General features: G+C 63.2%; 1 protein-coding gene. It reads left to right on the plus strand.

Annotated elements, in window-relative coordinates; all coding sequences use genetic code 11:
* The first annotated feature begins 250 nt into the window (after window positions 1–250).
* Window positions 251–421: a hypothetical protein gene (locus AC2VON_RS23605; protein ID WP_486955020.1), complete on the plus strand. Its 171-nt coding sequence runs from the start codon at window positions 251–253 to the stop codon at window positions 419–421.
* Window positions 422–1,253: the final 832 nt, after the last annotated feature.

The following is a 1,253-nucleotide window of genomic DNA, read 5'->3' on the forward strand; positions in this document are numbered from 1 at the left end:
GAGCTAGGAACCGCTCACGACCACACGAGCATCGCCCAATAGCCCGACCGGTCAACCAGCGCCCCCACAATGGCCGTTCGACACCAGCCACCTAGAGTCGGTTGCCGCCGCCCTCTGCGACGAGCCGAGCCACGACGGAGGCCCCGGCAACCACTGCACAGACCCGCTGTGCGACGACATGCTGTTCCAGATCCGGCACCGGTAATCGCCGATGTTGTGCGGGTCCGGTTCGGCCTGTGACTATGTGCCTATGCCAGACCAGGACGAGGAACCTGCCCGGCACCTCACATGGGAAGAACTGCAGGATGCCGGGTTCGTCTGCATCCTGCCGCCGATGACCCCTGAGCTGCAGCGGTACTTCGACGGCCTGGACGAGGCCGGCCGGCGCGCTGAGGCAGCCGACACCGAGGACGGGCGGTAACACTGCGACAGGGCGCTGCCAGCCGCAGACGCGTATCTATGTAGTGGAGGGGTAACGCCACCGCGCCCCGGTGGCTGTCAAGTGCAGACGCCTTCCTACATTATGAGGGGCCTGACGGCCCGGAAGCCATGAACGCGTGATCCACGCCACTCGCCAGGGTGGCTGTCAAGGAATTCGCACGTATATACCTTATGAGGGGCTAACGCCACCCCGGAAGGTGGCTGTCAAGGTGTCACGTATCTACAGGTTGAGTGGGTAACACCTTCCTACATAGTGGATGGCTGTCAAGGTGTCACCTTCCTACATTGTGGAAGGCTACGTGGCACCGCAGCTCGCGGTGGCCGTCAAGGAATTACACGTATCTAGTTCATGGAGGGGTAAGCCCTCTCCCCAGACTTGCGAGCAGCTCGGCGGCGATCCCGCCTAGAGCGCCGCAATCAGCGGTCGATGGAACCTCTCCTCCCGTCGACCGACTGACTTGGAGACCGTGTGGGGCGGTCTCCTCGGACGTGAGCCCTGAGCCGCGTCCCTCCTCTCGGAGTCCCAAAGGGGTCAGCCATTCCCCGTATCTCCGCTCCGAGAGTTGAGCTTCCTCCCGCCTCGGCCTGATGGCCGGGGCTCTTCTTTTTGCCCATCACCGATAGATCGCCTGTCAGCGGCAGGCAGCCCACCGATGGCCCGTCAGCGGCGGGCCGGGAAGAGAAGTAGCGAAATGCCCCGATGCACCTTGCCGGGATGCGTTTCGTCAAGTGATTTGGCCCCACTGTTCTGCATGAATTTTGGCCCCGGGCGTTGGTGTTGGGGGCTTGATCGTTGGTGGCTGGTTTGGCGG

This window comes from Mycobacterium sp. TH-M82 (assembly GCF_057473605.1).